Here is a 23,928-nt window from a genome sequence, read left to right on the forward strand (position 1 = left end):
AAAACTCGAAAATCACTAAGCATGGGGTTAGATCACTTGGCAATCATAAACTCCTTCAATAACTATTGACAAATGACCACTGACCAATTACCTAATTCCCCAATTTCCGTTCAACCGATTACTGTTTTCTCTTTTTAACCCCACGAATAGCGGGTTCATTCCAAGGATCATCTGGCCAAACATGCTTAGGGTAGCGCCTTTTTAGTTCCTTGCGGACTTCAAAATAGGCATCGGACCAAAAGCTTTTAAGGTCAGAGGTGATTTGCACGGGTTTGAAACCTGGAGAAAGTAGATGCATTAGTACACCCTGTTTTCCACCATTTATCTTAGGAGTTTCGGCCAAGCCAAAAACTTCCTGAATACGCACGGCAAGGATAGGAGCTTCGGCATTATCTCGGTATGCCAGTCGGATGCTTGAGCCACTTGGCACTTCAATCTTTTCAGGTGCCAAGTCATTCAATTGGCTCTGCTGCTCAAAGCTGAGACTGTGATGAAGAATGTCTTTCAGGTTGAGCTTCTTCAAGTCTTCAGGCTTACGAATGTCATTGAGATAAGGAGCTAGCCATTCAGCTGAGGTCTGTAGGAGTGAAGAGGTGCTGACTTCTGGCCATTGCTGGTCAGGATTCCATTTCCTGAGCGATAATACGCGACTTTGCCATTGAGCTACTTCCTCATTAAAGTCTAGCAATCTTTCGCCTTCTTTCTTAATAGCTTCAATAATTGCTTCTACCAAATGAGAAGGATCAGGGTCTGGCAGAGGAGTGCTTCGCAATACAATGTTTCCTATGCACAAATTTTTGCTCGCAATCAGTCCACCATCTTCAGTATCCCAAGTAATAACTTCTTTTGCCTTTACCAACGGTGCCAAATCACGTGGATTCAATGGAGAGGCCATATGAATCTTACCCATTCCATCGCGGGCATCTATATGGCAAACTGCTAGCCAAGGTTCGGCAGCCAAATCATCTCTGTGGCCAGCCATAGCATAGCGTCCATTGGATAGCTGAAACTGAGCATTATTACCAGGTCGAGCACAAGCGATTCGCTCTGGGTAAGCATGGGTAATCAAAACACCTGTTTCATACGGATCGACAAAATCATTCTCTGCTTTAATCTGAAACAGCCTTCGATACTGATCTGCTATTTTTTCTATTCGCGCCAGCTTCTTTCCATCACGGTTTTCCCTGCGATGCATTCTCAATGCTTCAATTCTGGTATTGATATCTATTCCGGCTTCTCTTCCAAGCGGATCACGTTCTTCAAGCAAAGCTGCAATATCAGTGGCCAAAGCTAAATGATCATGTTCTTCTGCCAGTAATAGCATATGAGCAATCCTTGGGTGACAAGGCAAACGCAACATCTTTTGACCATGCTCAGTGATCTTGCCATTTTCTAAGGCCTCAAGCTGATGAAGTAAGTCTCTTGCCTGTGCCAATGGACCGGCAGGAGGTGGAGTTAGCCAAGTCATCTGTTGAGCATCAATAATTCCCCATTGCGCCATATCGAGTACCAATGAAGCCAGATCGGCCTCCATAATTTCTGGTACAATATGCTCAGCCATTCGCTGATGAGTCACTGTTGACCACATGCGATAGCAATGTCCTGCGCTTAGTCTACCAGCCCGGCCTGCCCGCTGATCGGCTGAGTCTCTAGAAATCCGGACTGTTTCTAAACGAGACAGACCTGAGTTTGGATCGAATTTGGAAGTTCTTCCAAAACCACTGTCAACCACCACTTTAATGCCTTCAATGGTCAAACTGGTCTCGGCAATATTGGTAGCCAGTACCACTTTTCGTTTCCCATTTCTATCAGGCATTATGGCTGCCTGTTGCTTATGTGGCGGAAGACTTCCGAAAAGTTGGTGAATGGCCATATCGCGTAAACTGCCTCTGAGTAAGTCTGCTGTTTTCTGGATTTCTCTTTGTCCTGGAAGGAAGACCAAAATATCGCCATCATGCTGTTTTGCAGCCTTTGTTATGGTTTTCGATATCAGTTCAGGAATTAAGAATTCATCGATATCGCCTTCATAGTTTACCTCTACAGGATATTGCCTTCCTTCGCTGACTACCGCAGGAGCTTTCAAAAGACTTGTCAGTTGAGGCATGTTCAGCGTGGCCGACATGATCATAATTCTCAAGTCAGTACGGAGTACCTGTTGGGCTTCACGGCAAAGTGCTAGGGCTACATCGGCATGAATGCTTCGCTCATGGAATTCATCGAAAATGACCATTCCAATGCCCGAAAGCTCATTGTCTGATTGAATCATTCGGGTAAGAATACCCTCGGTAACGACTTCAATCTTCGTTTTATCAGAAACTCGATTGTCAAATCGAATTCGGTAGCCAACCGTTTCGCCAACTTTCTCTCCGAGGAAATAAGCCATGCGTTCCGCAATGGTACGCGCAGCCAATCTTCTTGGCTCCAGCATGATTATTTTCTGACCCTTGAGCCAAGGTTCCTCCATCAAAGTGAGTGGCAGAAGAGTACTTTTTCCAGCACCCGGAGGCGCATTTACGATCATGGTGTTCTTTTCAGCGAGATGCTTTCTGGTATCAGAAACTACTTCCTTAACAGGAAGGTCTATATGTTGGTAGTCGAAGGACATTTAGTGAATTCTAGTATGCAGTAATTTGACTGGAGAGAAGCTCGGTTAGTTAGATTTTTTACGTTCTAGTTTCCAGATCATCAAAGGTTTGCCTTGTGTTTCTGTTCCGTGTATTCCCAGCAGTGTTAAAGACTCTGGTTTTATCTCAAAAATTGAGAAGAGATGAATTCCATCAGAATTAATCATGCTATCCGCAACATCATATTTAAAGGTACCCATAGGTCCAATTTCATCTTGTCCAATAACTAGTTCGTTGTTGGAAAAACTCAGTGAAAACACCGGGTCGGTTATGGGAGCCGATAAAGTATCGAGGATGGTCACAGGTTCCTCATAGATAGCAATTCCTTCGGTTCTTACAGGTTGAACGGATTTGGTTACCCATTCACCTTTAATACCCTCTAATAATTCATATCTCGTACTTTCGAAACCTTTTGAGCTTGTTTTCTTAAATGACATCAACTTATACCCTCTAAGCGGTATGAGTTCAGGGATTTCCAGAAGCTGAAGTTCGTTATTGTCAATTTTAACCACTTTCCATTTTTGACTGCCGAGAAGCAATGTGTCGGCAGAAACATCATAGATAAATGCATAATGAATAGGTTCTCCTTCAAACAGTTCACGACCTTCAAATGCAGAATTGAAATTAAAAGCTAAGTCATTTTTATCCTGCTCTTCGTTGTTATGATTTTCCTCAGAACCAAAGCTTCTTAGTTTAGGTATTTCAACCTTGTTTCCTTCTTCATCAACCTCTATTGAAATTGTGCCTTCCCAAGTGCCTATGATGAGTCTCTTGATATCCTTTTCTTGCTGAGTTTGTGCTGATATGGTGCCTGAAAACAGGAAGGAAGCTAAAAGGAAAACAGAAGTTATAAGTTGTTTCATTTTGAATAATATGTTGCGAAGTTAAGGGTTTTAGTATTGAGACCTGAGTATTGGTTATTGAGAAATACGGATTTGGGATGATACTCTTGATATTACAGATTAGAAATTTTATTGAATCTAATAATGAATAGGTAAATCCCCCGACCTTCCCGAAGCATCGGGAAGGAATTGAGGGTTTTTGAGTCATTTCTTTCTTCTCCAAATCAGAGTCTCTTAGATCCTCAGTGTCCATTTTAGGAGACACTGAGGGTGTTGCACTTGCGAGTCTCAATACTCAATACTCTGTACTTTGTACTCAATACCCATATCGCAAATCGCTATACAATATTGAAACAAGCTATCATTCCTACGAACATTTTTAGCACTCAGGTTGTATGTTTGCATAAAGAACAATCAATATGCTATTAGTACTTTCTCCTGCTAAAACACTCGATTTCGAAACGCCTTGCGATAAGGAACATTCTTACCCAAAATTTCAGAAAGAAGCGCTGGAATTGATTGGTGTGCTGAAAGAAAAAAGCCCTGAAGACATTCAAGAGTTGATGGATTTGAGTGAGAATCTGGCGGAGTTGAATGTAGATAGGTATAGAAAGTTCGCCAAGAGCAAAAACTCTAAAAGAGCCAAACAGGCAGTTTATGCTTTTCAGGGTGATGTTTATCAAGGCTTGGAGGCTGAAGCGCTTTCTGATGAAGATATTTCGTATGCTCAAGACAGGTTGAGAATTCTTTCTGGTTTGTATGGCATTTTAAAGCCATTGGATTTGATTCAGCCTTACCGATTGGAAATGGGTACTCGATTAGCTTTCGATGACTATACCACACTTTACAACTATTGGGCAGATAAGCTTTCCATTGAGTTGAATAAGCAGTCTAAGAAGTTGAAAGAGAAAACTTTGGTGAACCTGGCTTCTCAAGAATACTTCAAGGCAGTCGACCTAAAAGCGCTTAAAATGAATGTGGTAGATGTTGAGTTTTTAGATAATAAAAACGGTACCTATAAGATCATTTCTTTTTGGGCGAAGAAAGCCCGTGGGCTGATGGCTCAATACATCATAAAAAATCGAATCGAGACAATTGAAGGTCTTCAAGCTTTTGATTCTGAAGGCTACTTATTCGATTCTGAATCTTCTACTGATAACAAGCTAATCTTTAAGAGAGGGTAGGTATTGCCTTTACAGTCTTAAGCCTTTTATACTATTTATGTCGATTGTAAATCGACTTTTCTACTGTCCTCGTATCAAACGGTGACGAGTTGGTAGTTTTATAAAAAGAAAAGATAAGTCCGGAATAGCCGAGGTACCGTAATTGCGAGGAGCAAAAAGAACAAAGTGAAATTTTGTAACGAAGCAATCCGCTTGTTTATGTGCATCGTGCCAAGAACGGACAGATTGTCGCGTCACAAGTTTGACTCAGGTCAAACTTTCTCCTCGCAATGACTAAATTGGCCTGAAGACCTTTAAGATTCCAAAAAAACAAAGAGCGCAAAGTTTAAACTCTGCGCTCTTTGTGTAAATGGGGATATTACACCTATTACTTCCCAGCTTTTTCTATTTCAATCGTCCTGTTCTTTCTTTCCAGCGCCTTGTTGAACTTCGGAATGTCTTCATTGATAATCTGATCGAATTGTTCAACGGCTTTTTGAAGTCTTCCATTTAGCACTTCATAAACTTCACCTTGTTGATTGGTTGGACGGAAGTCTATGCCACTACCGTTGATATCACTAGCCAAAGCACTCAATCTTCCGTAAAGCTTGATAGGGCTTCTAAATGCATCTTCACGTGCACCTGTAAGGTGAATGTCATATAATTTTCCAGCTATATCTTCGGCAATTCCGAGAAGTCTCATTGCCTCTTTCTGAGTGCGTTTGTCACTTTCTTCATCTATGATGTTTTCGAGTTCCTTGCGAAGTTGTTCTACGGCATTAATATTACTTACTGCAACGTTAATTGCATCTCGCAGTTGAAGGGAGAAATAAACCTGTGCCTCAATATCTTCTTGAGTTCCTTCAGAATAAGGGTCTTTTAACACATCAAACATTTTCGAAACTTCTTGAATCAAGTCACCATTTTCGTCTTCTAGTTTCAAGTTGACTTTATACGAACCTGGAGCAACCCTTGGTCCGTATTGACCCGCCATTAGGTCTAAATCCCATTGTACTAAAGGTCTCCAGCCTTCTCCGTTTAATTGCACCCACGGGCGGCCAGGAGGTTGAGTTAAAAGCTTGGCTCGAATAATTGGCTCGTGTCTTAAGTCCCAAGTGGTTCTGTTTACACCTGCTCTAGACCTTGGGCTGAGTGTTCTGATCAGGTTTTCCTCTAGGTCTTCGATCTCTATTTTCACTTCACCCTTAAATCCTTCAGGTAAGAAATAGTTGATAATAGCTCCATTTGGCGGGTTTTGACCTGAATTGAAGCTTCCTCCATCGGTTTTAATGCTCTCTCGAGTATTGAACCTGTAAGTGTCTCTGACGTCCAGCAGCGCCAATTCATCATCTAGCTGATCAGCATTTCTCAGTGCTGCTAAGTCGTCCAATATGTAATATCCACGACCATAGGTACCCACCACCATATCGTCAAAACGCTCTTGAATTTCTATCCAGTAAACGGGGGCAGGAGGAAGGTTAAGTCTTAATCTGTCCCAGGTTGAACCATCATCATAGCTCACATAAATGCCTTTGTCTATACCAGCATAAAGCATTCCCTGTCTTTTTGGGTCCTCCTTTATGACATGTACAAAGCTCGACTCAGACGAAGGAATTCCGTCAGAAATCTTCTTCCAGCTTTGGCCATAGTCTGTGGTTTTATAAATATATGGATCGAAATCACCCATTTGGTGAAGGTCTACTGAGATATAAACCGTGCCTTTCTGATACTTCGAAATTTCAATGTTGGCAATAGTTCCCCACTCTGGAAGACCAGTGATATTGGCTGTTAGGTTCTGCCAGGTTTCACCACCATCTTTGGTGAGTTGAACTTGTCCATCATTTGTGCCCACCCAAATTAAGCCTTCTTCTAAAGGCGATTCTTCAATGGCGAATAGGGTAGAACCATCGAAAGTCATCAGGTTGTCAATTGCTACCCCACCAGAACTCTGCTGATGATCTTTCAGGTTTAGGGTTAAATCTGGGCTGATGATTTGCCAGCTTTGGCCATTATCGTCCGACTTATGAACGTACTGACTACCTACATACACTCTGTTTTTAGTGTGAGGGGAAAAGCTTAGCGGGAAGTTCCAATGCCAACGATATTTCATATCTGCCGGAGCCCAACCGTAGCCAGCTTCTGGCCAAACTCTAACTTCTCTCGAGTGACCTGTTCTGATATCGTGTCTTTCTAAACCACCATCGTAACAACCCGACCAGATGATGTTATTGTCGTTGGGATCTGGTTGAGCAAAACCACTTTCACAGCCGCCAACGCCTTTCCACAAACCAAGCGGAATGTAGCCTTGTAATGAATTGCTTGGTCCCATGTAGGACCAACCGTCTTGACGATTACCGAATACATTGTAAGGAATTTTATCATCTACTGCTACATGGTACATCTGCGCGATAGGAAGTACCACTCTTTGGAAAGATCTTCCATGATTGAGGGTCATACTTACCCCACCATCGTGAGCAACCATAAAGCGGTCAGGGTTTTCTGGATCGATCCAAATGTCATGGTTATCGCCACCACCTCTTGGAGGTCTTCTGTTCCTAGTTTTTCCACCATCTAATGAGTGAACGAACCGAACCGACATAGAATAGATTTCATTCGGATCACCAGTATTCACACGTAATCGGGTGTAATAAGGAGCTCTTTCATTCCAATCATGATCACGGCTCATCAATGTCCAGCTCATGCCTTTGTCCTCCGATCTCCACACTTCAGGGCTTTCTGCTTCGAACAAAGCGTAAACCACATTTGGGTCACTATGAGACAGTGCTACCGATGTTTTTCCTACAATTCTATCAGCACCGAACTTCAGGCCATACTTGTTTAAAGGTTCCCAAGTATCGCCACCATCTGTAGATTTATAAACTCCACTTCCGGCACCACCGCTATTCAATCCCCAAGTATTGATATGTACAGACCACATAGCAGCATAGATGATGTTTGGGTTTTCTGGGTCGATGGCTAAATCTGATGCACCAGTTCCTTCATCTATAAATAAAACTCTTTCCCAAGTTTCTCCACCATCTTTGGTGCGGTACACACCGCGCTCTTGCTGAGGACCATATGTGTGACCTAATGAAGCTGCATAAACAATGTCTGGGTTGGTAGGGTGGATTACCACATGTCCGATTCTACCTGTTTTTTCCAAGCCTTTGTGTTCCCAAGTCTGGCCTGCATCTGGTGAGAAATAGATTCCATTTCCCATGGCATGGGCAGGACGGATAACGAAAGTTTCGCCTGTTCCTACCCAAACTTGATCAGGATCGGAGGGAGCTAAGGCCACAGAGCCAATGGATGAGATGTCTTGATTATCGAAAATTGGACGCCAGTTGATGCCGCCATCAGTGGTTTTCCATAATCCGCCAGAAGCTGCACCAATGTAGTTGACCATTGGGTCGCCCGGAACTCCTGCTACAGCAATAGCTCTGTTACCTTCTGGGCCAATAAATCTGAATCTATGATTACCTAATTTCTTATCTAAATCGCTTTGACCCAGACAGGTGAAGGAAACGAGTAAGAGGACAAACAAAATGAGTTTTTTGAGCATTGTTTTAAGGTTTGAGGGGAAGATAATAAAAAAGGAGATTGTCAAAAATCAATCTCCTTTATGCGTAATATTATTGATTTGATTACCAACCAGTTCTATATTCTCTCTTCACGAATTGATTAGCCTCATCGAAATTGGTGATCTTCATGTTAGGACCATCCCAAAGTAGCTTGATGTAGCGTCCTGGATAAGTAGTTCTATTGCCATCTTTTTTCTGAATATCGAAACTTCTTAAGGCTAGATTGCCCATCAAAATACTTTCAGTTAGAGGTCCAGCAATATCGAAATCTGAGCTACATTCTTTTTGCTTATACCCGGCCATAGCAGCATTTACCCACTGTACGTAATGGCCTTCTGGTACTCTAGGGATTGTCTCTTTTACATTGATGGATTCGTTCAGCTCTAATGGTACCAAGCGAGGGTTTATTCCGTAAGTACCACACATCATGGTGCCTCGGGTTCCTTTGATGATTACTCCATTGCCACCATCACCCATTTGCTCGTTGGCACCTAGTTCTTCTGGTCTTGGCGGCTGAATTCCGCCATCCATCCAATGCAGTTTTAAAGTAGGCTCTTCGCCTCTTGCAGGGAAGTCTAGGGTGATATGGCTAGAAGGAGGGCAGCTTTCAGGAAAATAACCTCTTCTGAATTCACCAACATAAACAGAACCAACAGATGCCTCTACACCAGTAGGGTAACCTAGCTTGAGTGTTTTAAAAGCAGGTTCAATAATATGGCAAGCCATGTCGCCTAAGGCGCCTGTACCATAATCCCACCAGCCACGCCAGTTAAATGGCACTAAATTGTCTATATAGTCTTTTTTAGGTGCTGTTCCCAGCCAAAGGTCCCAATCGAGCTCTTTTGGTACCTGTGCTTTTCTATCGGCAGGCCAGGCTATGCCTTGCGGCCATACGGGTCTGTCTGTCCAGCACCACACTTCTTCGGCCTCACCAATTAGTCCGGCCTGATACCACTCTTGCATCTTTCTTACACCGTCTCCAGATGCTCCTTGATTCCCCATTTGGGTCACCACCTTGTATTTGTGAGCGGCTTCGGTCAGCTGTCTTGCCTCGGCTATATCGTGGGTTAATGGCTTTTGAACATATACATGTAAGCCTCTTTCCATGGCAGCCATCGTTTGAATAGCATGCATGTGATCTGGTGATGAAATTGTAACTCCATCTAGTCCAGATTCCTTTTCCAGCATTTCTCGATAGTCTTTGTAGTAGTTGGCTTCCGCAAATGTTTTTCTGGCATTAACAGCTCTTCTATCATCAACATCGCAAAGTGCTATTACTTTCACTGCAGAGCTTTTTGCAGATTCTGTCAAGTCAGAATAGCCTTTTCCTCCTACACCAATTCCACCTAAATAGAAGGTGTCTGATGGAGCTCTAAAGCCTTTGCCTAGAACATGGCGGGGAACAATGGTGAAAGCCGCAGTACCCAGACCGAGGGTTTTGATAAAGTTTCTGCGAGAACTTTTGTTTGGTTTGTCCATAGTTTCAAAAATGTGAGCCAGCGCGCTCGTTTCATACAATCGTTTAGCTTGGATATACCTTGCTGAATCAGTAAACGCGTGTTAACATCAGTGATTCTTGAACACACGTAGTACTGATCTGTCGATAAATTAAGGATAAATGACTTAATCAAAAATCATTTTCTGACCTTCTACATTTATGCCAAATGAAATAAAGTCTTTTAGCCATCTGGCAACTATATCTTTTTTGGGAGTCTAATTCTTCTAACTTACAAACAATTGTATGAGAACGCGCTGGATACCGATATTGTGGCTATGCCTTATTGGCAATACCCTCATGGCTCAGAATATACTAGACCATATGATGAATGGATCTGAGCAAGGAAGGCAATTGCTTGAGGTACTTTCTGAAATAGCCGATGAAGAACAAGCCAGTATTTTTTTTCTCCCTCGATGGATTGATGGTATTCAGATCAATAAGAGTTATTCGAGTAAAAGCCTTGGCTTCATGCTGGAAGAGCTCTTTGAGAACACTGAACTTGATGCAGTGTTGATGTACCCAAAAGTACTTGTTCTAATTAAAGACCCCACAAAAGATATTCAGAGAAGAGAAGCACTGATTTCGGCATTAATGCAAGGGAAGAAGGTTGAAACATATGAATTTGGCGAACCAGGAAGCTCTTCGAATCAGGAGGTTTTGATAGAAGGAGAAATAATTGATTGGACTACCGGAGAGGAGCTGCCTTTTGCAACGGTATCGGTGAACGACTCTTTAATGTCGACAGCCTCAAATGATCAGGGAAAATTTAGCTTAAAACTACTTGCTGGAAGTTATGTGTTACGCTTCAACTTCTTGGATTACACAGAAAAGGTGGTAGATCTTCATGCTTTCGATAACGGAAAAATCTATGTGGAGCTAGAAAAAGAATCTACGCAGTTAGATGAAGTTGTTGTGCAGGGAGAAAGAACCCAAGACCTTACAAAAAGTAAAATTGGCAGAACCTATTTAAATGTTAGAGATATTAAGCTAGCCCCTGCTTTTTTGGGTGAAGTTGATCTAGTGAAACAGGTTCAAACACTACCAGGTGTAACTACGGTAGGGGAAGCCGCTACAGGGTTTAATGTGAGGGGTGGGAGTGTAGATCAGAACCTCATTCTTTATGACGGCATGCCCGTGTTCAATAGTTCTCATGTTTTTGGGTTTCTTACCACTTTTATCCCAGAGGCAGTTAATGATGTGTCTTTTTATAAAGGAGGAATACCGGCCAATTATGGAGGTAGGGCATCTTCGGTGTTAGATATTAAGTCTAAAGACGGAGATTTGAATCGCTGGAATGCAAACATTGGTATTGGTATGATAACCAGTAAAGCCATGGTTGATGGGCCCCTTAAAGAAGGAAAAACCGCAATGGCGGCATCACTCAGGTCTACCTATTCTAATTGGTTGGTAAATGCTATAAGAACAGACTATGCCGATTTAAGTGATAGCAAAGTCAACTTTTACGATGCCACTTTGAAATTGACTCATTTGGTTTCTGATGATACCAAACTATCTTTTACAGGATATTCCAGTAAAGATGCTTTTTCGTTAGAAGGTGATACCACCTACAGATGGCATAACTTGCAAGTCAGCGTAAGACTAGATCACCAATTTACCCCGCAATTAGGTTCTGATTTTACGCTCGGTCATACAGTGTATGGTTACAACGTAGATAATGAAGACCCTAGACAAGCCTCACGTCTTTCGTACCAAATAAACCTCACTTCGTTTCAATCTGCTTTTCATTTAGACAAAGCTGAACACAAGTTAGATTTTGGATGGCAATTGACCCATTATCGATTTCAGCCAGGTAAGCTAGAGCCAACTTCTGGTAATTCTAATGCTGCAAATATTACCATGGATAATCAGTATTCAATAGAAAGTGCTTTCTACCTCAACGATGAATGGGAGTTGAATGATAAGCTAAGACTTGAAGGAGGACTGAGGGTGCCTATGTTCTTTTCTTTTGGCCCTGCTGAAGTTTTCACTTATGAACTAGGGGAGGTAAAGCAAGTGTCTACCATTACAGACACCCTAAGTTATAAGGGTGGAAAGTTAATTAAGGCTTACTTTGGTCTAGAGCCAAGGCTTTCAGTTAATTGGGAGTTTGCTTCCGAAGCATCTTTAAAGATTGGGTACAATAGAATTTACCAGTTTCTTCATTTAGTAACCAATACTGCTGCTGTTACTCCTGTAGATATATGGCAGCCAAGTGGTTATTACTTTCGTCCGCAGCGCGCAGACCAAATTTCTGCAGGTCTGTTTAAGGACTTTAGAGATAAAGCCTATGGTTTGTCTACAGAGGTGTTTTATAAGTTTATAGAAAACCAGATAGACTTTAAAGATGGTGCACGTCTTATTCTGAATAATCATTTAGAAACAGAGCTACTTCAAGGTAAAGGAGAAGCTTATGGAGTTGAAACCTCAGTTTTTAAGAATCAGGGAAAGCTTACAGGCAGTTTGAGCTACACTTATTCCAGAAGTTTCAGAACAATTGCAGGGGCCTCTACAAGTGAATCCATCAATAAAGGAGAACGCTATCCATCCAGTTACGATCAGCCTCATATTGTCAATTTAGGTTGGAAGCTAGCGATGTCTAAAAGGCATTTTTTTACAGGAAATTTCACTTATCATACAGGCAGGCCTGTAACTATTCCCTTGGCCGTATTTGGATATGATAATAATTCGGTAGCCTATTTTTCTGGCAGAAATCAATACAGAATTCCCGACTATCACAGACTAGACCTCGCCTTGGTTGTAGAAGGAAATCATAATAAAAGAAAGAAGTGGAAAGGTACATGGGTGTTCTCAATATATAATGCTTACGCTCGAAAGAACCCATACACCATCTTTTTCAGAACGTCTAGAGCTGGTGTTCCTGAACCCTATCAATTATCTATTGTAGGTACTATTTTACCATCTGTGAGCTATAACCTGAAACTCAATTGAAAGCACATCAATTTAAATATTCACCAACTTTCTTTTGCTGTCTCTTGATGATATTTGGGTGTGTTCAACCCATAGAATTTGATGTACCACCTGCAGAATCATTAGTTATTGTAGAAGGCTATATCAGCGATCAAGACGAGGAGTATACTGTAACTATCTCTAGGGCCATTCCGCTTTCAGCAGATAGTTTGAAACAGCCCCCAGTAGAAAATGCTACCGTTAGATTATACGATGATGAAAACAACATAGAAGACTTCCAAGAAGTAAGTCCTGGTGTTTACAAAACTGGTGGAGCTATTCAAGGACAAGTTGGTAAATCTTACCATATAAGGATTGAATTAGAAGATGGAACGATTTACGAGTCTGAGCCAGATTTGATGAAGCCAGTAGGGAATGTTGAAGAGATTCGCTATGAATTTGAAGCTAGAACAGAAGAACAAAATTTTGTCAATGCCCGCAAAGATGTATTTAATGTTTATATAGATTCAGATGCTGGGCCAGGCTTTGGTAATTATGTTCGATGGAGGTTTAAGGGTACCTATAGAATTGTTACTAACCCAGAATTAAAAGTAGAAGTCTTACCATGGTCAGATTTACCGAGACCAATACCTAGAGATTGTAGTGGCTTCCGAATAGCTGGTCATCCAAGTGGTTCGGGTTATATACTAGTTCAAGAGCGAGATTGTACTTGTTGTGAGTGTTTTGTAACCCAATATGAAAAGGCGCCTCAGCTTTCAGACGATCTATTGATTGCTGATAAACAGTTCAATAATGTAAAAGTGGGAGAAGTGGCCATCAATAATATAACATTCTACGATAAGTACCTGGTTGAAGTAGAGCAAATGAGCATGACTCAAACTGCTTTTGAGTTCTTCAAATTGATCAGAATTCAAAAAACCGAGGCCTCAAATATTTTTCAGCCACCATCTGGTGAATTAATTGGTAATGTTTTTCCAGTAAATTCCGATGACCGTGTGCTTGGTTTATTCTGGGCTACTGCTACCAGTAAAAAGACACGGTTTATTCAAAAATCAGATATACCTTATCAGCTAACCCCTACGGAAACCATTCCAGAATCTTGCACAGTCTTTTTTGATCATTCAACCACAGTCCAGCCAGAATCATGGAATTGAGAAAGTTGACTCTTCTTGGCTGGTTTGTTTTGTGCTTTTGTTCTGTTAAAGCTCAAAGCCAGTTGAATTCCTTCTTAAAGACTTATGAAACATATAAACAAGAAAGGCCTACCCAACAACTGTATTTCACTTTCAACCAAGGCAAGTATGTTCCTGGAGATACGGTATTCTTCAAAGCCTACCTTTTAGGGGAAGACCTGAGTCTTTGGAGCAGTCCTCAAATAGTTGAGATTAACTTGATCGATGCTTATGGCTCAGTAAGTGCACACACACTGATTAAAACAGAAAAGGGAGTAGCAAGCAATCAGATCATTCTTCCATCAGATTTGAAACCCGGCTTTTACAATTTTACGGCCTTCACTAATTGGATGAGAAATTTTGGGGTTTCTTCTATGTTTCAAGCTCAGCTAAGCATAGTAGGAGAAGCTGAATTAGATTATTTGAATGACAAAATAGAGTACGGAATTGAAGGTGGCAATTTGGTAGATGGAGTGGTCTCCGATGTTGTGATTAGATTCAATAAAGCCGATTCTTGGGTTTACTTAAATAATCGATTAAGCCGTATTGACTCTGTTAAAACGGACATGAATGGCTTGGGGAAATTCACCTTTAGAAGTGACAAGGCCAAAAGGTATTCTATAAACGCGGGAGATACAGTTGTAGATCTTCCAATGGTTCAGGAGAATGGATACAGTGTAAGCTTGGTAAATGGGGAGTCTAAAGATGAAGCCGTTAAAATATTGGTATCTGGAAAACCTGATCCTGATTTGGATAATCTTTATTTCATTATCACCTCAAAAGGAAAAGTAGTTTATGCTGAGGCTCTTCCTGTCGACCAGCTGAAAGTAGGGAAGAGCATATCTCGTGAAAAACTCACCTCGGGGCTCTATCATATTTCCTTGCTTAGTGATAGTGGAGAGCTCATTTCATATCGCGAATTCTTTCTTCCTTCTGTAGAAGATTTGGGAATATCGATAAATACTACTGGTATCAATTCAACTGTTCAAGACCTGAAGCTTAATATAGAAACTGCTCCATCTGTTTCGTCAGAATTATCGGTGCGGATTATCAATCAATCAGTTTTAGAGAATGAAACTCTTTCTTTCGAGGAGAAAATAGTGTTAAGTCAGAGAATCATCAATGAAGGATTCCACAAGCTTAAACCAAACGATAATGTGGTAGATCAAATGCTCATTCTGAAGCCCAAAACAGCTAATTGGGATGACATTCTTGAGTTTGATGGTAGAAAGCCTCAGTATGGCTTTTCATCGTTACTACAAAAAATAGGGGTGGCAAAAGACTCATTAGATAATCCCTTGCCTTTGCATTCTACCCTGATGTTTTACTTACAGAACGACTTAATGCGCTATGAAGTGGATGTATTAGAGCAAGGTATGTTTGCTTTAAACTTGTTTGATGTATTTGGCGAAGAAGAACTGTTTGTGATGGCAGAAACACCAAAAGGTGAAGAGCTTCTAAATATTAATATTGACTGGATTGCCGAGCCGTTGCCTAGGTTTTTAACGCCACCTAAAGCCAAGGAGTCAAACAGAGAAGATGCTTACGGGGTGTTTGCTGGTAAAAGGCAAAGAATAAACGACTCGTTTCAGTTTTTCTCTGATACTGCCAATTTAGATTCATTGGCAGACTCTAAGAAAAGTAGAGCGCCTAAGGTTCCTATTCTTGAGGCAGACGAAACATTTAATGTCGAAGACTTCTATTTATTTCCCACGTTTTCTGAGTTCATTAATGAGGTGGTTCGCCCTTTGAGAGTGGGAAAATTTAAGGGAAAACCTGTGGTTAGGGTAAGGTTTTTAGAACCAAACATAGCTACTGCAGATCCACTATATATCATTGACGGAATAGCAACAAAGAACACCAACTTCTTTCTGTCTCTTGATCCAAAAACGCTTAAACGAATTTCGGTTATCAAGTACCCTAAAAAACTTTCTAGGTTTGGAGACATGGCCAAAAATGGGATTGTGCTAGTTGAAACTAAGTCGGGAACAACAAGAGAACCAATAGATGAAAATAAGCTATTTACTGGCATTAGTAGAGGCTTACCGTTTGCTAAAATTCGTCCGAACAAAATCGCACCACAGTTTAGGTTTACACTTTACTGGAACCCTTCGGTTGAAACAGACGAAAATGGTTCGGCTACCATTCAGTTTTATAGTTCTGACGATGTTGCTCCAATGTTGATTTGCGTAGAAGGTTTTGTGAACGGAAAGCCCTTCTCAGTGATAAAACAGCTTGAAAATGCTGCCAGAAATAATCACTGATTTTCACCTGATAAACCAAGTGTAAATACTTGCTTTTTGCCCAATGGAGAAGCGTGTTCTTTTCTGTTTATAGTGCTGAAAAACAGGTTGTTGAATATACTCTGTTATTTGAAAGGTTAATCGAATTGCTTTTAAGGATGGTTTTAAAATTTATGAAATAATCCTATATTACCTAAGTTTTAAACCTTAACTACAAGTAACATGAACACACACAATACACTCAAGAGAGTGCAGCTCTGCATTCTTATTGGTCTAACATTTCTGGTAATTCAATCCTGCAAGCATTCGGAACCTGAGCGTAAGCATAAGGGCTATGAGGCGAAAACGGTTAATAACAACTTTCCTGATTTCGGAAGAATGATTAGCCCGGCCGAGTTCGTAGCAAATTACCCTGGAGAAAAGGTATTTAGCTCAAGCAAGATTATCCTCTAGAAATGCCCGATGAATCTAAAATCCCTGACTTCTTCAACATTCCATTCGATGATGATGATCGATGGATGGAATACATCAATGCTGTGAGAGACTACTGTTTTGAAGGCATGATAGATGTAGACTTTGTGGCTCAAGAGAGTGAGGTCAGAGAATGGTATCACATGCCATGGATGCATTGGGGTCCACAAGGTTCTGAAGGTTTCAACGGACTGGCCAAAGAAGCTCAGATTTCTCCATACCAATTAACACCAGAGCAAAAGAACCCGCATCAAACTTATGCTTTGGGCTATTACAATGAGTTTGCTGGTTATACGCTAGGGCAAATGTGGAAAGATGCTGACAACCCAGATGCTTATGCTACCCAGAACCCTAAAGGCTTTCCAGTAGGCACCGTCATCTACAAGCTTCTCTACACTGATGCCGATGAAACTGAAGTGGATTACTTGGTAAATCCTATGACCAGAAAAGCTTATGTTACACCAACTTGGAACGATGGTCAGGATACAGGACGAGTTGTAAAGGACATGCACCTGATTCAAATGGATGTGATGATCCGTGACCCAAGGGCCGATAAATATGGTACTGGTTGGGTATTCGGTACTTTCTGCTACAATGGAAAGCTGAACAATGGTAAAACTGGCTCAATGAGGGCTCAGAACCTAGTTCCGGTGGGAATTCAGTTCGGGAATGACGAGCAGGATACCACCAATTTTATTAATCCTTACCCGCCTACTGAAACTATAGTTAATCCTAACCTTAAGGAAACCAAGATTAATCCGAATAAGGAAGAGTTACCCCCACAGCATCTAGGTTGGGGTGGAAGATTAGATGGGCCGGTAGATTTAAATAATGCCTCTTGTATGTCATGTCATTCTACGGCTGAATATCCTCAGGCTGCGGCACTAGTACCGGCAGAAGCTTTCGAAGGAATTAAAAAACCAGTTAAACCTGGCAGTAAAGATAGTGTTTTGGTTAAGCTCACTAATACTGAAGCTGCTGCCTTCAAAAAATACTTCACCAATATTCGCTGTGGAACCCCTTATTCAGAAGGCACTACATCTTGCGACTTTTCATTACAGGTCTCATTGGCATTAGGCTATTTCACAGAATGGAAAAATGATAATGTAGAAGGCTATTGGTATAAGGAATATGAGAGAAGTCCGCTAGAAATGCATAGGAAGGGTGAGTTGAAAGCATCTGTTGACGAAACTTTAAATAAGTAAGTCATGAGCCAGTACTTACCGCCACAAACTGAAAAGCTTCAGGAAAAAATCAAACATATCGTTGTTCTGATGCTTGAGAATCGCTCTTTTGATAACCTGCTTGGCTGGTTGTACGATGAAGAAAAACCACCAAACGGTCAATATTTTGAGGGTTTGTATGATGATCTTTGGAACCCATTAGACAATATTGATAGTAATGGAATGCCCTTTGTTGAAAAGGTACCTATTCAAAAAAATGGAGTCAAAAAGAGTAAATATGGAAAAACTGAAAGCGTTCCGGTAGACTATTGTTTTCCTGACCCTGATCCAGGAGAAGGCTTTAAAGATACCAATCATCAGCTATTCAGTGAATACAATGTTGGCTCACTTTATCCTCCTCAGCCTATTAATATGGGCTTTGTGCAGAACTACCAGAATGCCATGCTCTATGGAGCCTATAGTTTTGGTGATTCACCTAGCAACCCAAGGGACATAATGAAGTGCTTTACTCCTGAGCAGACACCGGTACTCTCTTCTTTGGCTAAGAATTTTGCTGTTTGCGATCATTATCATTGTTCAATCCCCAGTCAGACGTTGCCGAATAGGTCTTTCGTTCATGCCGCCACTTCGGGCGGAAATGTGAACAACTCACCTAATTCATTTACCGATGCTAAAACCATTTATAATCAAATTCAAGATGCCATAGATGGAGGAAGGAATGACTTGAGTTGGGGGGTGTTCAGTAGTAATATGATGCCTACAAGCTATTATAAAAAGCAAAAAGACAAGCCAGGCGAAACCAAAGATGATCACTTCTCACTTACTCGTCTTTGCATGACACAATTGCACGATGCTAAGTACGATGACAACTTTGGTACATTGGATGACTTTAAACAGAAATGCGCTGATGGAACCTTACCGAGCTATTCGTTTCTAGAGCCTTGTTATGGAGGAGAAGATCAAAATGATCAACATCCTCCGGCCGATATTCGTCCTGGTGAGCAGCTGATGGCTGACCTGTACAATGCAGTAAAAACCTCCAAATCGTTCGAAAACACACTTTTCATAATTACTTATGATGAACATGGTGGATGTTATGATCATGTCCCTCCTCCGGGAGAGGCCAAGAATCCTGATCCCAATAATCAGCCGGGACAAGATGGATTTCTGTTCAATCGTTTTGGTGTACGGGTTCCTTGTATTCTCATCAATCCATACATTACCCAAGGTTTAATTGCCAGGCCTAAGGGCTATGTGCCTTTTGATCATACCTCAATAATCAAGACAGTTCAGGAGTGTTTCAAACTTGAAGGTCACCTAACCGCAAGAGATGAAGCTGCTCCGAGTTTTTCGGCCGTGTTAACCGAAGCCAGTCCTAGAACTTCATTTCCCGAAGTAACTCCTCAAAAATGGGATACCAAAATAGATGTAGATCATGAAAATGACCTTCATAGAGTAATGGGGAAAATGGTGAATAAACTTACTGGTGATTCAAATGATAGTGGAGATAAACACCACTTGGAACACTTACAAGAAAGCTACAGCAAACACTTCATTCATAGAAATAAAGAACACTTAACTAAATAGGCACATGTCAAATCAAGTATCGTTTTTTCTAAATGGTCAGCAAGTAGTTCTAGAGGACCCTTCTCCAAAACTACTTCTGATCGACTTTTTAAGATCTCCAGAAATAGGGCTCACAGGAGCCAAAAAAGGCTGCGGCCAAGGTGGTTGTGGTGCCTGTACGGTTATCATGTCTTCTTGGAACAAAGAAAAGAAGGAAGTAGAGCATAAGTCCATCAACTCGTGTTTGAGACCAGTTTGCTCATTAGGAGGACTTTCCATTACCACTGTTGAAGGTACAGGAGGAACAAAAAGGCCTGAAAACAAACACCTTACCTTTACTCTGCCTGCTTCGAGAGGAGTGGCTCCTGGGGCAATTCAGCCAACAGATCATTGGAATGAATCTAAGAGTAACTTGCTGGAACATCAGGAGAAAAAGAAGTCACTGGTAAGGAGCAGCCTTGAAAAAATCCGTGATGCAAAAGGTCTAGAACATGTGCTGGTAGGAGATGAAAATCTGCATGAAATTCATGAAGGAATGAACCCAGTGGCACATAGGCTGGCCATCAATAACGGATCTCAGTGTGGATACTGTACGGTAGGTTTTGTAATGAATATGTCTGCTTTCCTTGCCCAAAATCCATCACCAACCAAGCAGCAAATAGAAGAAGCTTTCGATGGTAACATCTGTAGGTGTACTGGCTATCGGGCAATTCTTACGGGAATGAAAACCTTTGCTTCAGACTGGACGGAAGAGGACGAAAAAGAAAGAATGAAGTGCTTGACAGAAGACAAGTGCGATCAGGTTTTGGTGCATGATCAAGTAAAGATCCCATTTCCTGAGGCTGCTAAAGCACCACTTCCGGACACTAAAATTTTAGAGAGTCAATGTGATTGGGTGACGCCTAGAACGCTTGATGAACTCAAAAGAATCATGAGGAAGAATCCTGGTGAAACTACCAGAATAGTCTTCGGAAATACATCATTCGGTATTTATGCCGATGAATACCCTCAAGTCAAATTGATGGTAGATATTAAGTTGATTGAAGAGTTAAAGGGAATTAAACAGACTAAGGATGGAATTTCGTTTGGAGCGACCACAACTTATTCCGAACTCTTCGATTTTCTGGAGAATTTGAATCCAGAACCTACTAGCAGATTAGGAGCTAGTTTGTACATGGTTCATAGAACGGCAGGAATGATTGTGCGAAATGCTGCTTCAGTGGCGGGAAATACCATGTTGGTTCTTAAACATTTGATGCAAGGAGAGCCTTTTCCTTCTGACCTATTTACAGCCTTAGATGGTAATGATGCTACAATTACTTATCTCAAGGTATCTACCGGAAGAACCACTGAAGATCATGTTGATGAACTAGTGAGAAAGCTAAGAAGAACACCTTCATTAGCAGATGATATTATCATTCTCAGATATTTCATTCCTCAAGGCAAAGGAGAAGAGGTAGTATTATCTCAGAAAGTTTCTATAAGAGAAGTAAACTCACATTCCATTGTCAACTCAACAATTCGACTGGAGCTTGGTAAAGACTTAAAGGTCGATGAAGCTTCCATCGTTTTTGGTGGTATTGCTCCTATCACTTGGCATGCAAGAAATTCCGAGAGATGGCTAAAAGGAAAGAAGCTATCCCTAGACCTCCTTCCTAGACTTTTAGGCATTGTTAGGAGAGAAGTCATAAAAGAGCTGGCTTATTGGGAGGAAAAAGGAAGGTCTAATGGCTTACCATCGGAAGGTTTTACCGATGAATATCGCGTAAAGCTTGCTATGTCTTATATCTACAAGGCCATTGTTAGGGCGATTGTTGAAAAGAAACCGAAAGAGATTCCTGAGAACATTAGCTCTGCTGCAAAAATTGATTGGGGTAATTGGGGTGTTAGCAAAGGAACTCAACACTATACCATTCAAGACTTTAAAGCTCCAGTATCTCAACCATACATTAAGCTTATGGCTTTTCATCAGGCTATGGGAGAGGTGCATTATACACATGAGATTGAATTGCCACCAATTGGTCAGAATGGTGCTTTTATTCAAAGCCAAAGAACGCTGGCTCTCTATCATTTCATTAATCCAGAAACCAAAGCTCAAATTGATAGAGACCAATTAGCAGATTATCTAGAAGATAAATTCGAAGGGTTTTATGCATTAATCAATCATGAGGATATTCCTCCAGGTGGCGTAAATCTTCAAGGTATGGGCGCTGACCAACCCATTTTTGCTGTAGATCAAATACTCTATCCAGGCCAAGCAATTGCCATGGTTATAGCCGAGAGCGAACAATTAGCCATCGAAATTGCAGAATTCGCCTCTTCCAATTGTTTAGCGTACAAGCCCATTAACTGGCAGAAGGGGTGGGAAAAGCCAATTATGAGCATAGATGAGGCCATTGAAAAGGAGAGTATCTTCCCAGACTGTCCAAAATCTTCTCCATTTGTTACGCATATATGGAAGATTACAAGGCCTGGCACGGAACTCTATTGGACTAATGAGAATAAAAAGCCGTTGGATAAAAAGCCTGTGAAGCGGAAGACCAAGGTGGACGGCAACAACTGTCTGGTTATTGAAAATACTCAGGTGTCAGGTGAGCAGATTCATTTCTACATGGAAACACAATCTTGTGTAGCAATTCCTGAAGATGACAATCAAATTCTGATTCACCCTTCTTCTCAAAGTCCAATGGAAATGCACCAAACTGCTGCCATTTCTTTAGCGGCAGAACATAACAAAGTCAATATTGATGTTCGTCAATTGGGAGGTGGTTATGGAGGAAAAACCGAGCAAGCCAAGTTTGTGATTGGTCCAGTTGCGGTTGCTGCTAAAGCCCTAAATATTCCGATTAGAATGGCCCTGAAGCGAGAGCATGACACCGCTATGATTGGTAAAAGACATGGTTATTATGGTCAATATCAAATAGCTGTAGATCAGGGAGATATAAGAGAAGAAGATAAGGGGATTATTAGAGGTCTATTGGTTAAGCTTTGGGGCGATGGTGGTGCCTTTTACGACTGTTCATTTGTAGTAAGTAATTGTATTCAGTTGCGACTGGATAATGCTTATCTGATCAAAAATTTTGAATCTCAATTAGATGTGTGTCGAACTAATAAGGCGCCTAATACTGCTATGCGTGCCTTTGGCGATATACAGGGCAAGTTGATTTTAGAAAATGCAGTAGATGATGCCGCATTTAGTGTTGGTATGGATCCCTATGACCTTCGACTCAAAAATATGTATCAAAGAGGGGATGTGACACCATTCGGTCAAGCCCTTTCTTATTGCTACATGCGCGATGTATGGAAATACATTGAGGAGAAGAGCGATTATAGAGCCCGAGTTAAGAAAGTTGAAGAGTTCAATAAAAATAATAAGTGGAAGAAGCGAGGTATTTATGCCATTCCTGTGAAGTATGGTTCTGGTTATAACCTAGTGATGCTTGAGCAGGCCGCTGCTATTGTTTCTATATATTCTGGTGATGGGAGTATTTCCATCAATCAGGGTGGTGTAGATATGGGACAGGGAATGATGACCAAAGTGGAGCAAATAGCCTCTTATATCTTGAATGTGCCTATGGAACTCATTCAAATTCATAAACCGTCAACTAAGGTAATCCCTAACCCGAGTAGCACAGGAGGTTCCACAGGAACGGCCTATAATGGTGAAGCTGTAAAGCAGGCCTGCGAGAAAATGAGGCAAAGGCTAATGGAATTTGGTCAGAAGTTGCTCAAAGAAAACGGAGAAGACTGGTGTAAGGCTCAAGGTATTGACTATTGGAACTATGGAAAAGAAGGGTGGTCAGCAAACGTTATCCGTCCGAATGTCGATAAGCACCCAAGGTTAATCTGGCAGAATCTCGTAGGGTTGGCCTACCAATACCGCATTGACTTGATCGCTGCATTTACCGCACCAATTCCTGGCGGAACAACGCCTGTTCCTGCCATGACATTCAAGCCAATAGATCAACAAAAGGAAATACCGGGTATTGAATTGGCCCCTGTGCAAAGCACTGCTGGTGTTGTCGACTCATTCGTTGGTTGGACATTCTCAGCTGCATGTTCAGAAGTAGAGGTAGATGTTCTCACAGGAGAAGTTAAAATTCTCAAATCAGACATTGTATTTGATATGGGCTGGAGTCTAAACCCTGCCATTGATATTGGTCAGGTAGAAGGTGCTTTTGTTCAAGGGGTTGGTTATGTAACCACCGAAAAGCTAGTTTTTCAACCTGATGGTGAAGAAGTAGGCCGCCTGAATACGCTGAATACCTGGAGGTACAAGCCACCAGCTGTTACTTCTATTCCTTTGGAAATGAATACCTATTTGTATCCTAGAAATAACTCTTCAGAGGTTCCTGAAAACCCTAATGAATTGATGTCTAGTAAAGAAGTAGGGGAGCCTCCTTTGGTACTGGCTTCTAGTGTATTCTTTGCCATCAAGGCGGCAGTAAGAGCTAGCAGGCTTGAAAGAGGGCATTCTGGTTTATTCAAATTAGATGCTCCAGCAACCGTTCAGGAAGTGAACCTGGCTTTGGATGTAACTGACAGAGACTTGAAATCTATATAGTCGTGTAAGGCGCTGATACATTCAATAGAGGCTGTTTCAAAAGCTATTGTTCTCGTCATTCCCACTAGATTTTTAGAGCTGGGTCGAGAATG

The 23,928-nt window shown here is 41.4% G+C and carries 12 protein-coding genes; 8 read left to right on the forward strand and 4 right to left on the reverse strand.

Annotated features, from left to right (window positions below):
* Positions 1-118: 118 nt before the first annotated feature.
* Both hrpB and AWW68_RS13815 read right to left on the reverse strand, forming a co-directional pair.
* The gene (gene hrpB / locus AWW68_RS13810) at positions 119-2,605 is read right to left on the reverse strand and encodes an ATP-dependent helicase HrpB (protein WP_068222023.1); all 2,487 of its coding nucleotides are present in this window, start codon (positions 2,603-2,605) and stop codon (positions 119-121) included.
* Between the two features lie 45 nt (positions 2,606-2,650).
* Complete coding sequence (locus tag AWW68_RS13815) at positions 2,651-3,487, reverse strand: hypothetical protein (protein WP_068222025.1); 837 nt, start codon at positions 3,485-3,487, stop codon at positions 2,651-2,653.
* Between the two features lie 398 nt (positions 3,488-3,885).
* Between AWW68_RS13815 and yaaA the strand changes: the two genes are divergently transcribed.
* On the forward strand, positions 3,886-4,650 hold the full coding sequence (gene yaaA / locus AWW68_RS13820) for a peroxide stress protein YaaA (RefSeq protein ID WP_068222027.1): 765 nt from the start codon (positions 3,886-3,888) through the stop codon (positions 4,648-4,650).
* 367 nt (positions 4,651-5,017) lie between these two features.
* Here the strand turns inward: yaaA and AWW68_RS13825 are convergent, their stop codons facing one another.
* A complete protein-coding gene (locus AWW68_RS13825) occupies positions 5,018-8,191 on the reverse strand; it encodes a WD40/YVTN/BNR-like repeat-containing protein (RefSeq protein WP_068222029.1) in 3,174 nt (1,057 codons plus the stop codon).
* A gap of 82 nt (positions 8,192-8,273) precedes the next feature.
* Positions 8,274-9,689: a Gfo/Idh/MocA family protein gene (locus AWW68_RS13830; protein ID WP_068222031.1), complete on the reverse strand. Its 1,416-nt coding sequence runs from the start codon at positions 9,687-9,689 to the stop codon at positions 8,274-8,276.
* Between the two features lie 316 nt (positions 9,690-10,005).
* Between AWW68_RS13830 and AWW68_RS13835 the strand changes: the two genes are divergently transcribed.
* From AWW68_RS13835 to AWW68_RS13865, 7 genes are all read left to right on the forward strand, one after another.
* Positions 10,006-12,657: a TonB-dependent receptor gene (locus tag AWW68_RS13835; RefSeq protein WP_068222033.1), complete on the forward strand. Its 2,652-nt coding sequence runs from the start codon at positions 10,006-10,008 to the stop codon at positions 12,655-12,657.
* Between the two features lie 47 nt (positions 12,658-12,704).
* Positions 12,705-13,790 carry a DUF4249 domain-containing protein gene (locus AWW68_RS13840; protein WP_068222034.1) on the forward strand — a complete coding sequence of 362 codons (1,086 nt, stop codon included), beginning with the start codon at positions 12,705-12,707 and terminating at the stop codon, positions 13,788-13,790.
* A complete protein-coding gene (locus AWW68_RS13845; protein WP_068222036.1) occupies positions 13,781-16,072 on the forward strand; it encodes a hypothetical protein in 2,292 nt (763 codons plus the stop codon). Before AWW68_RS13840 ends, AWW68_RS13845 begins: the two co-directional genes overlap by 10 nt.
* A 201-nt stretch (positions 16,073-16,273) precedes the next feature.
* Positions 16,274-16,504 carry a hypothetical protein gene (locus tag AWW68_RS13850; RefSeq protein WP_068222043.1) on the forward strand — a complete coding sequence of 77 codons (231 nt, stop codon included), beginning with the start codon at positions 16,274-16,276 and terminating at the stop codon, positions 16,502-16,504.
* Positions 16,505-16,506: 2 nt separating this feature from the next.
* Positions 16,507-17,727 (forward strand): hypothetical protein, encoded by a 1,221-nt coding sequence (locus AWW68_RS13855; protein ID WP_068222045.1) that lies wholly within the window; start codon positions 16,507-16,509, stop codon positions 17,725-17,727.
* A gap of 3 nt (positions 17,728-17,730) precedes the next feature.
* Complete coding sequence (locus AWW68_RS13860; RefSeq protein ID WP_068222048.1) at positions 17,731-19,293, forward strand: alkaline phosphatase family protein; 1,563 nt, start codon at positions 17,731-17,733, stop codon at positions 19,291-19,293.
* A gap of 4 nt (positions 19,294-19,297) precedes the next feature.
* Positions 19,298-23,836: a molybdopterin cofactor-binding domain-containing protein gene (locus AWW68_RS13865; protein WP_068222051.1), complete on the forward strand. Its 4,539-nt coding sequence runs from the start codon at positions 19,298-19,300 to the stop codon at positions 23,834-23,836.
* The last annotated feature ends 92 nt before the right edge of the window (positions 23,837-23,928 follow it).

The organism is Roseivirga spongicola, assembly GCF_001592965.1.
Taxonomy (GTDB): Bacteria; Bacteroidota; Bacteroidia; order Cytophagales; family Cyclobacteriaceae; genus Roseivirga; species Roseivirga spongicola.